Genomic DNA, 14,860 nt, shown 5'->3' with positions numbered 1-14,860 from the left:
GTGTCGCTCCTTATCCTTTAACCGCGCCGGACATAATCCCGCGATTGAAATGTTTTTGCAGACCGAGATAAACAATGATGCTTGGCAACATCGCCAGTAAGGTGATGGCAATAAAGATGTTTGGCGTAATACTTTCGTCAGTTCGCAGGCGTCCAAGGATCACCGGGATGGTATTCAGACTGTCATGGTTCACCACAATCAGCGGTAACAGGTACTGGTCCCAAATCATGATGAAGCCAAACGTCACGACGGTGCCCAGCGCCGGTTTCACCAGCGGTAATATGACGTGGAAGAAAATTTGCCATTCATTCGCGCCATCAATGCGCGCCGCTTCTTCCAGCTCTTTGGGGATCGCTGCCATAAATTCGCTTAACACGAAGATGGAAAATGCCCAACCCACAACCGGCATAATCATCCCCAGATAGGTGTTATAGAGTGACGAATCAATCAGCGGCAGCTGCCAGTTAATAATCATGTACAGCGGAATGGCGATGACTTCTTCCGGCAGCATCATGGTCGACAAAATGACCAGACTGACTAACGACACGCCGATGAATTTTTTGCGCGCCAGCGCGTAGGCTGCAAGCGCACTGACGGCCACCTGCAAAATGGTGCCAAAGAACACCACGATCATTGAGTTGAGCAAATATTGCCAGACGCCGATGTCCTGCCAGGCAAAAATGAAGTTCTCCATTGAAAACTCATTTGGCCATGCCAGAAGTTCGCCCGGCTTAACCGGCGCACCACTGAATGCCGTCGCGACAATGCCCCAGAACGGCCCGACAAATACGATTAACAGCAAGCCATAAATCATCCATCGACCTGCGGTATCCCAACGTTTACCAAACATGGGCAGCTCCTTAATAGCGGGCAATGCGCTTTTTCAACGTGAGATGACAAATCGTCAGCACCACCGTGAAGGCGAATAACAGGAACGACACCGCCGAAGCATAGCCGTAGTCAAATTGCTCAAAACCGAGTTTGTAGATGTGGGTCATGATCATTTCAGTGGCACCGGATGGCCCGCCACCGGTGGTCGCATACACTTCGGCAAAGACACGGAAGCCGCGAATAAACGAGAGCATCAGCACCACAGAAATGGCCGGGATCATGCCGGGTAACGTGACGTAACGCAGACGGTTCCACCAGTTCGCGCCATCGACGTTTGAGGCGTCATACAAATCGCGACTGATCCCTGCCAATCCGGCTATAAAAATAACCATGTTGTACGGCACCGCTTTCCAGATATGCAGCAGCATGATTACCCAAAGTGCCTGGTCGGAGCTTGCGAGAAATCCCTGGTCTGCCACACCGAACCAACTCAGGATATGGTTCACGACCCCATTGGGGGTTGGGTTAAACAAGATGCGCCACATTTCAGCGACAATCGCCGCACTGGTGACCGCAGGCAAAAAAATCGCCGTACGGATGAAACGTAAATGGCGAGCAGGCCCCTCTAGCAACATCGCAAGGAAGAACGCCAGAACCGCCCCCACCACCATTGTCACCACCACATATAAGAAAGTGTTGAACACTGCCGCATGCAGTTCAATATCGGCGAACGCACGGGTAAAGTTGGCAAACCCAACCCATTCGTCAGGTTGATTGAAGTTCACTTTGTAAAAACTCATCACCAGGCCCTGAAGCATTGGGATGAATTTAAACCAGGTAAAAATGACCAGCGCCGGGGCGAGGAAAAGCCATGGCACCAGATTGCGTTTCTGGCGAGGAGTTAACATCGTTTATATCGCTCTTTTTTGAAGTTAAGTGGCGGATGGCACTGCGTTTATCCGCCCTACGTTTGGTTTTGTAGGGTGGATAAGCGCAGCGTCATCCACCATTTGTCACCAAAACTACTTCGCCAAAACCTGCTGTTTGGCAAGTTCAGCGTTCACCTTCTCGTTGGTGGTTTTGAGTTCAGCGGCGATATCGCTGTTGCAGTCAGCGAGAATACGGTTGAAGCCATCCGCGGTTATCTGGCGAATTGGCGTCCAGTTCGGAACTTGTGGGACGTAGCGACCCTGTTCAGCGTAGAGTTTGGCGAAGGTTGCCCAGCGTTCATCGTCATATACCGCCTGAGTGTCGACCAATTTGTTGACGGGCAAACGTACCACCGGCATATGCTTGCTGCCTTTGCCCATCCCTATTTCTTGCCCCTCCTGGGAAATCATAAATTCGATAAATTTGCGCGCAGCCTCTTTGTTTTTACTGCTTTTCATCATGAATACCGTGGTGCCTTCAGCCAGCGTCGCGCTACTTTTTGGACCCGTTAGCGTCACCACTTCGAATTTGTCTTTGCCTGGGTCTTTATCAAATAACGCGATGTGATAAGGACCGCTGAAGAACATGCCGGTTTGCCCGGAACGGAAAGATGGAATGATGTCGGCAGTGGTGGCGTTAATCGCCCCTGGCTGAACGACTTTTTCGCACAGCATGCCACGCATAAATTGCAATGTTTCCTGGGCTGCCGGTTCGTCGAGGGAGGCTTTAAACGTCCCCTTCTGACCTTCACGAATAAAATCACCTCCGGCTTGCCAGAGGAATGCACTCATAAACCAGCTGGCGTAACCGCGAGTGGTTGAGCCTGGCAGTAAAAAGCCATAGGTATCATTTTTGCCATTACCGTCAGGATCCTGAGTGGTAAAGGCTTTGGCTAAGGTTTCTACGTCGCTCCAGGTTTTGGGTGCCGGTAAGCCCAGTTTTTCTCGCCAGTCTTTACGCACAAAGAGGGCGAAGGTTTGGGCAGACGTGGGAACGCCATAGAATTTACCGTCGGTATAGCGCGTACTTTCCCAGGCTGTGGGGTAAAGGTTGTCGCCTCCGGCAATGGTTTTCGGGTCGATTTCTTCTGCTATACCGAGCTGGATAAACTGGCCAATCGCGACCGCATCATTAAAGATAAGGTCAGGCAGTGCGTTACCCGCCGCAGCCCTTGCAAGACGCTGTTCGAAGTCCGTGGTGGCATTAAAATATTCGATTTTAATACCGGTCTTTTTCTCGAAGGTTTCAGCTTCTTGCTTATAGATATTTTTGGAGTCGTTGCTGGCGCGGATCCAGACATTCAGCGTTTCAGCAGCAAACGTAGGTGAGGCATTTAAGCCAAGGGTTGAGATAAGTAATACGGATTTTAATTTTGTGGACCACATTTTTATTCACGTCCTTATTTTAAGAGATTTGTTTATTACAAAAATGGAGTGAAGCAGTTTATTTCAATAAAGGAAAAGGCTGCCCAACAATTAAACAGAAGGCCTGCATTAAAGACAATGGGTCAAAACAGAAATACTGTTTCACAATGATAAAATGTGATTTACATCACTCCATCGTAAGAACCAAAAACAACCAAAATTAAATAATCCATATAAAACAACAAGATAAAATTTTAAAAAAATTGCACCATTTTTAAAAGTATGTTTAAAACCCTTCATTTATGTGATGCGCGATTTGTTTTTAACCCTTATTTCCTCTTGCTAACGGTAATTTGAACTCAATCACATAAAATTTAATCCTGACTCTTACACTGCGAACTCATTGCCATAAATATTATTTTAACCTCTTTTTTTGACGACAATTAATAATGCCGGGAACGGCATAAACGCCCGGCCATTAATAAAACACAATCATATTATCCTTACTTTATTTGTACGAATAACGGAGAAAGTATGTGCCCGACAAAACCCACTTTATTCTCTTGTCTTTCATTACTTTCACTGGCGCTGGCCAGTGCTTTTATGGCTTCACCGCTGTTTGCCGCTGATGCGCATCCGCTACAGATTAAACTCGACGATTTACGCTACAGCGAAGAGCAGGTGAAAGCACAAAATCCGCAGTTTGTCGGCGCGTATCAAAAGCTGATTGGTGAAGCAGACAAAGCACTGAATAAACCGCTCTATTCGGTGATGGATAAAACGCTGACGGCCGCCAGCGGAGACAAACATGATTACTACAGTTTCCCGCCCTACTGGTGGCCGGATCCGGGTAAAAAAGAGGGTCTGCCATACATTCGCAAAGATGGTCAAACTAACCCGGATGCCAATAGTGATGCCACAGACAAAAAACGCCTGGTGAACATGAGTCATGACGTCTGGACCCTGGCACTCGCCTGGCAATTTACCCAAAACCCGGCTTACGCCGAAAAAGCACGCGACCAGTTACTCAACTGGTTTGTGAAACCCGAAACCCGCATGAACCCCAATTTACAATATGCGCAGGCTATTCCTGGCATCAATGATGGAAGGGGTATTGGCCTGATTGACAGCCGTGCACTGGTAGAGGTGATTGATGCAGTTGAGTTATTACGCCCGGCGAATGTGCTAAGCGAGGAAGATTATCAGAAGATAAAACAGTGGTATGGCGATTTTTACCACTGGATGACCACCAGCCAAAACGGGTTTGAGGAAGATAACTGGCATAACAATCACGGCACCTGGTTTGATTCGCAGGCGGCGTCATTTGCCTTGTTTAGCGGCGATACCGCAGCGGCGAAGAAACGACTGCAAATCACCCAACTGCGTCGTATTCCTTCTCACTTTGATAAAGAAGGCCGTCAGATGGCGGAAATTGAGCGGACGCGCCCGTGGCATTACAGCAATTTCCACCTCGAGGCTTACAACAAATTGGCCCGATTAGGGGAAGAAACTGGCATTGATATCTGGAACTTCAATCTTGATGACCATAGTTTGCGCAACGGTTATCGCTACATCGCCCATTACGTTAATAGCAGTGAATCATGGCCGTGGAAGGACATTGATAAAATGGACGACCAAAAAGCACTGGTGAATATGGTCAGTGCCGCGCGAGCCTGGCCGGATGACAAACTGTTTACGGAAAAAGCCAGCTGGCTGATGGCGAAATATCCTGATGATATCTCGCATCTGATTACTCCTTTAAAACCACAGTGAATGAGAGAAAGGATCGAGCGATGAAGCAGTTCACCACGCAACAACTTAATCTCCTTCAGCAACGTGTTAGCGCGCAACCCGCCATAATTGAACAGCTGGTTGCCGACAACAGTGTGGTTCTCAATCATCCCGTACTCGTGCCGGAGACTGGACGCGCCACCTGGAATCTCTATTATTTTTGCCCTGAACACGGCGTCAGGCTGGTGTGGGATCGCACCTCGCCAACCGCTCATTGCTGCCCGGTCGATGGGCAGCGGTTTTGCGGTGAACCTTATGATGGCGCGTGGTGGCGAGAGCTCAATGGCCTGAATGCTAAAGCCTGCCATCAACTGGGTTTACTCTGGCAACTCACCGGTGAGGCGCGATATTTCGATAAAGTCCGCGAATTACTGATGCGCTACGCCGGATACTATCCGGATTATCAAATTCATGGCGGCATTCCCTACAATGGGCCAGGGAAAATGAATGCCCAGACGCTGTGCGAAGCTAACTGCATGCTGGATTTCACCCTCGGTTTTGATTGTATTGCGCAGGCGCTCACTGTGGAGGAGCGCGAGGTCATTACGACGCGCTTATTGCGCGAAGGTGCGCATTTCTTGATGGCTCATCGCACGGCGCAATTGCACAACCATGAAGTGAAGATCGGCTGCGCGGTGGGTGTTTTGGGGTTGGTGCTGGAAGACGATACGTTACTCGAATTTGCGGTAAACAAGCCTTACGGGCTGCGTTATCAGCTTGAGCATGGTTTGTTTGATGAAGGGTTGTGGTTCGAGGGTTCCATTCATTATCACTTCTACGCGCTACAAGGCTTTCTGGCTTTTGAAAAGCTGGCCATCGGCACGCGCTGGAGTTTGCTGGATGAACCCTGGTATAGAAAAATGCTCAGTTTCCCGCTGACGCTTTTGATGCCTGACGGTAGCTTTCCACGCATCAACGATTGTATCTTTGGCCAGGAAAAACTGGACCACAGTCACCTCTATTACTTTGCGTGGCATTACTATCGTGATGAGCAATATGCCGCGGCGCTAAAGGCGATTATTGCGCTGGATCCACGCCCCAATCTTGATGCGTTTCTTTACAGCACCCCGCTGCCTGAAAGTGTTCCAGAACTGATCCCAACCCGTCATCTTCACGCTCCACATTGCGGGCTGACGGTGTGGCGTAACGCTAATAAACAGCGCGCCTTATTGGTAAAACATACGCCCTACGGCGGTGAGCACGACCATTATGACCGTCTGAATATTCTGCTGTTTAATGAAGCTCAGGAGATCCTACCCGATCCTGGCACCACCGGTTACGGCGCACCCATGCACTATGCGTATTACAAAAATAGCGCTACGCATAACACCATTTCGGTCAACCAAACTAACCAACCGCCTGCTATCCCTGTGGTGCTTAACTATCACGAGAGCCAGACGTTCTGCTGGCTGGATACTGAGGTCGACTGGCGACAAACGCCGCCTGAACTCGACAGCCACACTCGCGTCCAGTGGGACAGCGAAGCCTGGCGAGACGTGCGTTTTCGCCGCCGTTTGCTATGGCTGGATAACGCATTAATCGATATCAGCAGTGTGCAAAATCCACATCGCCAACAAGTTGACTGGACACTTCACCTTCAGGGTCAGGCGCTGGATGTGGAGGGAGAACCGGCTCAGTTTAGCGCCCACGGCCCGCTGGTTATCATGAATGACGCGCATTGCGTACCGTTAAGCAACAGCCAGCCACGCCACTTTGCCACCGCTCCTGAAGGGCAAGCATTATGGCTGTATGGGCAGGCCGGGTTGTGGCAGGGAAATGCGCCGGATAATCCCGCCGTTGGGCAGTTAAGTTACGTGGTGTTACGCAGTAATGAGAGTCAGCCCGAGTACGTTTGCGTGTGGGATTTTGATAATCAGCACCCCGTCACCGATATGCACGTTACGCCGGATAACGGTGGCATGCGTATCGTATTAAAACGTGGTGAAGAGGTGTTGGTCGTTGAGGTAGCCAACGACCATACGTCCCTTCCGCGTCTTCAGCGTTCACATCTCCCCTTATGAATACCCGCTCCGCCTGTGGTAGGCGGAGTGTTAATATATTGTTATTAACCAACTGTTTTAATTGAATTTTAACAAACCAGATCTGTGTCTCATTGGTAGTCCCTACATTCTGTAATGCTAATTACATGTTTATAATTAAGGGACTACCATGATTACCATTGAATTTATTGTCATTATTTTATGCCTGTTAGTGGGCACTCGTTTCGGCGGGATGGGTCTTGGCCTGATCAGTGGGATTGGGCTGTTTATTCTCACTTTCATCTTTGGGCTTGAGCCAGGAAAACCGCCCGTTGATGTGATGCTGACTATTCTTGCGGTGATTGGTTGTGCCGCCACCTTGCAAACTGCAGGCGGCCTGAATGTCATGATGCAGTTTGCCGAGCGTCTGCTGCGCAAACATCCTCAACACATCACTCTGCTTGCGCCTTTCACTACCTGGATGCTGACGTTTCTGTGCGGCACCGGGCATGTGGTGTACACCATGTTCCCGATTATTGCCGATATCGCCCTTAAAAAAGGGATTCGCCCGGAACGTCCGATGGCGGTTGCATCGATTGCCTCGCAAATGGCGATCACCGCTTCTCCGGTTTCGGTGGCGGTGGTTTCATTGATTTCGATTCTGGCGGCAAACCACGGCATTGGCCACGCGTGGGGCATCCTCGATATTTTGTGCGTTTCCGTGCCGGCTTCACTTTTTGGGGTGCTGATTGCTGCGTTGTGGAGTTTGCGTCGTGGCAAAGATTTGCAAGATGACGAGGAGTTCCAGGAAAAACTCAAAGACCCGAAACAGCGCGAGTTTATCTACGGCAGTAGCGAAACGTTGATGAACCAGGTGTTCCCAAAACAAGCCTACTGGTCAACCTGGATCTTCTTTGCCGGGATCCTGGTGGTGGTGTTGTTAGGGGCAATTCCCGCGCTGCGCCCCGCTTTCGAGATCAAAGGCTCATTAAAGCCGTTATCCATGAATCTGGTCATCCAGATGATGATGTTGATTGCCGGTGCCGTGATGCTGATTACCTGCAAAGTGAATGCTTCAGCTATCTCCAACGGTGCGGTATTTAAAGCCGGGATGGTGGCGATTTTCTCGGTCTTTGGTGTGGCGTGGATGAGCGATACCTTTTTCCAGGCCCATCTTGAAGAGCTAAAAATGGCGCTGGAAGGCGTGGTGAAAAGCCATCCGTGGACGTACGCCATCGTGCTGTTTTTGGTTTCTAAGCTGGTGAACAGCCAGGCTGCGGCTTTAACCGCCGTTGCACCGATGGGCCTGATGCTGGGCGTTGAGCCGAAAATGCTGATTGCGTTCTTCCCGGCGTCCTATGGTTACTTTGTTTTGCCGACCTATCCAAGTGATTTGGCCTGCATCGGTTTTGACCGTTCCGGCACGACGAAGATTGGCAAATTCATCATTAACCACAGTTTCATTTTGCCAGGTTTGATCGGTGTGAGCTGCGCGTGTGCGGCGAGTTACCTGCTGGTGATGACATTCTTCTGAGTGCGGTGTTGTAGGCCAGGTAAGCGAAGCGTCACCCGACAATCATGGTGATAGTGGTGGATGGCGCTGTCGCTTATCCACCCTACAACAGCAATTAATGCGCTTCGTTTTGCGGCGTGAATTTCAGTTCAATCAAAGAAATGGCTTTTTGGATCGCACGGCGGGTCACAGGATCTGCCGCTGCCGGATGAGTACTGAAATCAATGGTCTTCAACTGATTCGCCATTTTTTCGCGTACTTCGACGGGGGAAATCACATCGATGACATCCAGAATTTGTTTAATCACTAACTGGCACGCCACCACATCGGAAACCAGTTCCTGGTCGGCAGATAATTGTTCAGACATTTTGACTCTCCTGTTTCGCAATGGGCGTCATAGTACATTTGTCTACGCTGAAACGGAATGTCTGGATTGCGGGTAACACAGCGGCGGGAGCTTGAGTCAGCTCCCGCCGCTGTGGGTTATTGGCTAAATAACCAACATGCCACCCGATGTCCTGGCGCAATCTCTTGCATTACCGGGCTTTGGCTCTGGCATTGATCCATCGCTCGCGGGCAGCGATTGCAGAATTTACACCCTTGCCAGTCGCTCATGGCACCCGGTAATTCCCCCTTGATGCCACCTTGCTCCAGCATCTGGACGTGTGGATCTGCCACCGGTATGGAGGCCAGCAACGCACGCGTATAGGGATGCGCCGGTTCGGTATATAGCGTCTCGGCTGGCGCTTCTTCTACCAGTGAACCCAGATACATCACGCCAATACGGTCAGAAATATGACGCACCATAGACAGGTCGTGGGCGATAAACAGATAAGTCAGCCCGAATGCCTGCTGCAAATCCTGCAAAATATTCACCACTTGCGCCTGCACCGAAACGTCCAGCGCCGACAGCGGTTCATCGCATAAGACAAACTCCGGATTGACCGACAAGGCGCGAGCAATACTGATTCGCTGGCGCTGGCCGCCACTGAACTCGTGAGGGAAGCGATTCAAATGTTCCGCTTTCAGCCCCACTTTCTCCAGCAACTCCAGCGTGCGTGCGGCGCGTTGCGCTTTGCCATAGCCGTGGATTTTCATCGGCTCGGCAATTAACTGTGCGACGGTCATGCCCGGATTGAGTGAGGAATACGGATCCTGGAAAATCGCCTGCATACGACGGCGCAACGGTTTGAGTTGCTTGTCGCTCATTTTGGCGATGTCCTGGCCGGCGAACTCAATTTCACCGTCAGTAATATCAAACAGGCGAAGCACGCTGCGCCCTAAAGTCGATTTACCGCAGCCTGATTCACCCACCAGCCCGTAGGTTTCACCGGGATAAATGTCGAAACTCACGCCATCAACCGCTTTAACGGGCGGCGTTTTGTTAAACCAACCCTGCTGGCTGTGGAAATATTTTCGGAGTCCGTTCACCCGAACTAATGGTTTAACGTCCTGCATGATTCACCTCCGAATCCCATAACCAGCACATGGCCTGATGCCCTTCCCCTGCCTGGTACACCGGCGACAAGCGGCTACAACGTTCCATGCGCTGCGGGCAACGGTCGGCAAACGGGCAACCCGGTGGTGGATTGAGTAAGCCTGGTGGCGAACCTTCGATAGGCGATAAGCGCGACCCGGTTTCTCCCTGTCGTGGCAAAGATGCCAGCAGCCCGCGGGTGTACGGATGGGCCGGGCGGTAGAAGATATCTTCCACGCTACCCTGCTCCATCACCAGCCCGCCATACATCACCACCACACGCGAACACACCTGAGCCACCACGCCCAGGTCATGGGTTATCAGCATAATGGCCGTGTCGGTTTGCTGTTGCAGCTGTTTTAGCAGACGTAAAATCTGCGCCTGAATGGTGACATCCAGCGCGGTGGTCGGTTCGTCGGCAATTAGCAGCGCCGGATGGCATGACAGTGCAATCGCAATCATCACACGCTGGCGCATCCCGCCACTGAACTCATGGGGATACTGGTTATAACGGATTTCCGCGTTACCAATTCCCACCTGTTGCAGCATGGCGATAGCTTTTTCTTTCGCCACTTTTTTGCTGAGATTCTGATTACGCATCAGGATCTCAGTCATCTGTTTGCCAATGGTCAGCACCGGATTGAGTGCCGTCATCGGATCCTGGAAGATCATCGCAATGTCGTTGCCACGGATCTGGCGCATCTGTTCCGGCGTTTTACGGGCTAAATCTTCGCCCTTAAAATGGACATGTCCGCCCACCACTTTGCCATTGCTGCCCAGTAGTTTCAGCACCGATTTACAGGTCACGCTTTTGCCACAGCCCGATTCGCCAACGATGCCCACCACTTCGCCGCGTTTCACCGCAAAGCTCACGCCACGTACCGCTTTCACTTCCCCTTCGCGGGTAAAGAAAGAAGTTTGCAGGTTATCGAGTTCCAGTAAGTTACTCATCGCGATTCGCTCCTGGCTCAAAGGCGGTACGCAATACATCGCCCAGAACGTTAAAACTCAGTACCGTCAGCAAAATCAGTACGCCCGGGAACATGGCAAGCCAGGTGGCTTCGCCAATGAAAGATTGCGCGTTGTTCAGCATGCTGCCCCATGACGCATTCGGTTGTTGTACGCCAAGCCCAAGGAAGCTGAGGGTCGATTCCATCAGGATAGCCGAGGCAATATTTAGCGTCGCCGCCACCATAATGGTCGGCAGAATATTTGGGATAATATGACGCGCAATGATGATGAACGGATGTTCACCGCAAGCGCGCGCGTACACCACATATTCACGCTCTTTGACCGACAAAGTCTCCGCGCGCACCAGGCGAGACATGTTCATCCATGTCAACGCACTGATAATCAGGATAATATTCGCGATCCCCGGCTTCAGATAGGCGTTTAACACCAGCAGCAAGAAGAACGCCGGAATCGACAGCAAAATATCGACCACGCGCATCATCAGGTTGTCGATACGCCCGCCAAAATAGCCGCTAACGGTACCCACCAGCGTGCCAATGAGCGTTGAAAATAGCATCGACAGGAAACCGACCATCAACGAGATTTGGCCACCGTATAAGGCGCGGGTGAAATAGTCGCGCCCGTAGTCATCTGTGCCGAACCAGTGCGCCGCATCCGGAGGCAGCAACCTTGCGGTCAGCGACATCTGGTTGGGATCAAAAGGGCTAAGTGCGGCCAGTAGAGCCGCAATGCTGAAAACTGTCAAAACCAGTAATGAGAACTGAGCTGGACGATTACGTTTCAGGCCATGTTTAACTTGTTGCCAACGTCTACTCATCGTCTTACCTCAATGCCTTAATACGCGGATCTGCAACGCGATATAGCAAGTCTGCCAATAAATTACCGACGATAAGCATTAGTGAAGAAAGCATGATCATCGCCATGATCAACGGGTAATCCAGCGAGGTTATCGACTGGATACCTAACAGGCCCATTCCCGGCCAGGAGAAGACGCTTTCGGTGACGTACGCCCCCACCACCAGCTCGCCAAACGACAGGCCAAACAAGGTGATAACCGGCAACAGCACGTTTTTGAGCACATGGCGGAATAAGATGGAGCGGCGTGTCGCACCGTATGCCAGCTGCGTTTGCACGTAATCAGCTGACAGTTGGGTAATGGTGTTGGAGCGAATGTAACGCACATAATTGGAGAGGTTGTAAAAGGTCAGCGCGATACACGGCAAAATCCCGTGGCGAAGTACATCTACCCAGGAATCCTCAATACCAATGGTGCGCATCCCCATGCTCGGTAGCCAGTTGAGCTGCACGGAAAACACCGTGATAAGCAGGATGCCAAACCAGAAAATCGGCACGGAAATACCGATGTAAGCAAACATGTTGAGGAAGTGATCCAGCCAACGATGTTTGTAAGCGCCGGCCAGCAAACCCAGTGGAATGGCGACCACGATGGCCAGCACCAGTGACGCGCCCATCAGCCCCAGTGTTGCCGGAATACGTTCGGCAATCATGGTTAAAACGGGGCGATGATAGATCAGCGAATAACCCAAATCCCCTTGCAGCACGTTTTTCAGCCACAACAGGTATTGCATAAACATCGGTTTATCAAGCCCCAGACTGTGACGGATACGTTCGATATCCTCAGGGCTCATACGTGGCGTAATGTATGCCTGTACCGGATCGCCGGGCGCGAGTTTGACCAGCAAAAACGACACCAGCGAGATGAAGAACAGCATCGGCACAAGTTGCGCCAGGCGTCGTACTAACACATTGTTCATACTGCCTCAAAATTGATTCAAGCAATGTCGGATGACGCTACGCTTATCCGACCTACAAAAAATGGTATTACCGTTGTGGGGGATCATCCGACCCACAAAATGGTATTACCCTTGTAGGGGGGATAAGCGTAGCGTCATCCACCATTATGCCTTCATCAAAAAGGGCCTCTCAGGAGAGACCCTTAAAGATAAAGTTAATTATTGTTGATAGATTTTTGACAGATCCTGGAACATATAGACAGGCTTAGGTTCAGCCTCTTTGGTTCCGGCAAAACGCTTATCCACCGCAACAACCGCGTTGGTATAAGCAATCGGATACCACGCCATATCGTTGGCAACCGTCTGCTGGATTTGCTTATAAATCTCAGCACGTTTGGTTTTGTCTGTTTCGGTCGCGCCCTGTTCCCACAAGGCATCAAAGGTTGGGTTTTTGTAATGCGCATAGTTATAAGCTTCGTTGCTCAGATACAAAGATTTATAACCGTCCGGTTCCATACCCATGATGTAACCGCCAAGGCTCAGCTCATATGAGGTGTTTTTCATATCCAGGCTACGCTGTGACATCGCGTTTGCATCAAGTGGCATCAGTTCCACCGCAATCCCGACGTTTTTCAGCTGTTGCTGAATATACAGCCCCATGCTTTCCTGGGTTTTGTTGCTGTTGATGTAGGCAAGACGTAATTTCAGATTGGCAGGCGCACCAGACTCTTTCAGCAGCGCTTTAGCTTTTTCGACATCGAACTTATAAGTTTCAACGTCGTTGGTCTGATACAGCGTGTCTGGCGTCAGAATAGAAGCAGCCGGTTGCGCGTAGTCCAGCGAGGAAAATGCCGCCTGAACCAGTTCATCTTTATTGATGGCATAAGCAATGGCCTGACGCAGCGCTTTGTTCTTCATGCTATCGATGTTCTGGTTGAACGTCATATATGCCAGACGACCTTCCGGATAGATAACGAAGTCAAATTTACCGCTCGACTTCAAACGCGTGACGTCTTGCGGATCAACCATCTTCATGTTGATTTCGCCATTTTGCAGCGCAAGGTTGGCGGAGTTGCTGTCTTTAGCGAAACGGTAGGTCACAGCATCCAGTTTGGGTTTGCCGTTCCAGTAGTCATCAAAACGCGTCAGCGAGTAATACTGACCTGCGCGATACTCTTTAAATTTGAACGGACCCGAACCGACTGGCGCATCGTTTTTGGTGCTCTTTTCCATGTCACCCTTCTCATCAGCAAAGATATGCTGTGGGATCGGGTAAATCTGCACCAGGGTTCCGACAAACGCGGCACTCACCTGTGGCAGCGTGAATTTCACTGTCTGGTCATCAACTTTAGTGACCTGAATCGGCTTGTCGCCATATACAAACATGCTGCGGAAGAAGCTGTGTTGTTTCTCATCGAGCAATTTGTTGAAGGTAAACACCACGTCGTCTGCCGTAATGGCTTTGCCATCCTGCCATTTCAGATTCGGTTTGAGTTTAAGGAGATATGAGAGGTTGTCTTCTGACGGCGTCAGGCTTTCTGCCAGGCCCCATTCGATTTTGTCGCCGTTGAAACTATACAGTGGCGCATACAGCGCTTGCATAATGGTAAGCGTAGTACGGTCGCTGGCATACAGCGGGTTCATCGCTAATGGATCACCGGAGGTAATACCAACAATCAAATTGCCGCCATCCTGGGAAGCTTGTTTTGCCGGGGCAGGAGTTGCCGCAGTTTCAGTTTTCGCATCATCACAGCCGGAAAGTGCCAGGGCCAAAGAAGCAAACAACGCAGATAACAACAGGGGTTTACGCATTTATTCACGGACTCCATCTCAAATAGAGCCCGCATAGTGCACCACCGATACCCACATTGTAAATAAGTGTAAAACGCATAAGGTTATGCGAAAAAGAGCTAAAGGATAAATTGTCGATATAAAGGGGAATACAGCGGGGAAATTGTCAAATGTCAGGCATAAAAAAACCTGCCGTAGCAGGTTTTTCTTCAGTCAGGCAGATCAGAACATGCCAGCTGGTGGTACATCTTTAAAGGTCTTGCAGTATTGCTCGAACATACTTTTCAGGATTTTGCGCATTTTCATTGTGTGCTCCAGTTTTTTTCTTTTTACAGGTGTTGCTCTTTCTGGTGCCCATAATATGACATCCGTCACACAAATCAATAGTTTTGTGATGCGCATCACACATTTTAAGTGTGGATTTTACAAGTTCGTCACATGAAATGGCTTGCAAATCC

13 protein-coding genes are annotated in these 14,860 nt (G+C 50.3%); 3 read left to right on the top strand and 10 right to left on the bottom strand.

Translation table 11 applies throughout. The features are described from left to right. Positions 1 to 10: 10 nt before the first annotated feature. From WBL83_RS08850 to WBL83_RS08840, 3 genes are all read right to left on the bottom strand, one after another. Positions 11 to 850 carry a carbohydrate ABC transporter permease gene (locus tag WBL83_RS08850; RefSeq protein ID WP_424588795.1) on the bottom strand — a complete coding sequence of 280 codons (840 nt, stop codon included), beginning with the start codon at positions 848 to 850 and terminating at the stop codon, positions 11 to 13. A 10-nt stretch (positions 851 to 860) separates the two neighbouring features. Beyond that, complete coding sequence (locus WBL83_RS08845) at positions 861 to 1,739, bottom strand: carbohydrate ABC transporter permease (protein ID WP_424588794.1); 879 nt, start codon at positions 1,737 to 1,739, stop codon at positions 861 to 863. A 114-nt stretch (positions 1,740 to 1,853) separates the two neighbouring features. Continuing rightward, positions 1,854 to 3,146 carry an ABC transporter substrate-binding protein gene (locus tag WBL83_RS08840; protein ID WP_424588793.1) on the bottom strand — a complete coding sequence of 431 codons (1,293 nt, stop codon included), beginning with the start codon at positions 3,144 to 3,146 and terminating at the stop codon, positions 1,854 to 1,856. 513 nt (positions 3,147 to 3,659) lie between these two features. On the opposite strand from WBL83_RS08840, the gene WBL83_RS08835 reads away from it, so the two are divergent. From WBL83_RS08835 to WBL83_RS08825, 3 genes are all read left to right on the top strand, one after another. Beyond that, positions 3,660 to 4,898: an alginate lyase family protein gene (locus WBL83_RS08835; RefSeq protein ID WP_424588792.1), complete on the top strand. Its 1,239-nt coding sequence runs from the start codon at positions 3,660 to 3,662 to the stop codon at positions 4,896 to 4,898. A gap of 20 nt (positions 4,899 to 4,918) precedes the next feature. Further along, positions 4,919 to 6,937 (top strand): heparinase II/III domain-containing protein, encoded by a 2,019-nt coding sequence (locus WBL83_RS08830; protein ID WP_424588791.1) that lies wholly within the window; start codon positions 4,919 to 4,921, stop codon positions 6,935 to 6,937. Between the two features lie 148 nt (positions 6,938 to 7,085). Next, positions 7,086 to 8,429, top strand: coding sequence for an anaerobic C4-dicarboxylate transporter (locus tag WBL83_RS08825; protein WP_424588790.1), 1,344 nt, complete (start codon positions 7,086 to 7,088; stop codon positions 8,427 to 8,429). Positions 8,430 to 8,523: 94 nt separating this feature from the next. Here WBL83_RS08825 and WBL83_RS08820 read toward each other — a convergent pair whose 3' ends face one another. The 7 genes from WBL83_RS08820 to azuC form a co-directional block, all read right to left on the bottom strand. After that, entirely contained in the window at positions 8,524 to 8,775 is a 252-nt protein-coding gene (locus tag WBL83_RS08820; protein WP_424588789.1) for a DUF2766 family protein, read from the bottom strand. A 116-nt stretch (positions 8,776 to 8,891) separates the two neighbouring features. Then, positions 8,892 to 9,866: an ABC transporter ATP-binding protein gene (locus tag WBL83_RS08815; RefSeq protein WP_424588788.1), complete on the bottom strand. Its 975-nt coding sequence runs from the start codon at positions 9,864 to 9,866 to the stop codon at positions 8,892 to 8,894. Next, the gene (locus tag WBL83_RS08810; RefSeq protein WP_424588787.1) at positions 9,853 to 10,836 is read right to left on the bottom strand and encodes an ABC transporter ATP-binding protein; all 984 of its coding nucleotides are present in this window, start codon (positions 10,834 to 10,836) and stop codon (positions 9,853 to 9,855) included. The genes WBL83_RS08815 and WBL83_RS08810 overlap by 14 nt, the downstream gene beginning before the upstream one ends. Continuing rightward, positions 10,829 to 11,674 (bottom strand): ABC transporter permease, encoded by an 846-nt coding sequence (locus WBL83_RS08805; RefSeq protein WP_424588786.1) that lies wholly within the window; start codon positions 11,672 to 11,674, stop codon positions 10,829 to 10,831. Before WBL83_RS08805 ends, WBL83_RS08810 begins: the two co-directional genes overlap by 8 nt. Positions 11,675 to 11,678: 4 nt before the next feature. Further along, positions 11,679 to 12,632 carry an ABC transporter permease gene (locus WBL83_RS08800; protein WP_424588785.1) on the bottom strand — a complete coding sequence of 318 codons (954 nt, stop codon included), beginning with the start codon at positions 12,630 to 12,632 and terminating at the stop codon, positions 11,679 to 11,681. Between the two features lie 198 nt (positions 12,633 to 12,830). After that, entirely contained in the window at positions 12,831 to 14,423 is a 1,593-nt protein-coding gene (locus WBL83_RS08795; protein WP_424588784.1) for an ABC transporter substrate-binding protein, read from the bottom strand. A 201-nt stretch (positions 14,424 to 14,624) separates the two neighbouring features. Then, a complete protein-coding gene (gene azuC, locus WBL83_RS08790; RefSeq protein WP_115628089.1) occupies positions 14,625 to 14,708 on the bottom strand; it encodes a stress response protein AzuC in 84 nt (27 codons plus the stop codon). Positions 14,709 to 14,860 lie beyond the last annotated feature (152 nt).

This window comes from Buttiauxella sp. (assembly GCF_049686335.1).
Taxonomy (GTDB): domain Bacteria; phylum Pseudomonadota; class Gammaproteobacteria; order Enterobacterales; family Enterobacteriaceae; genus Buttiauxella.
Note: the sequence above shows the minus strand (reverse complement) of the source record. Positions and strands in the feature narration are given on the sequence as shown.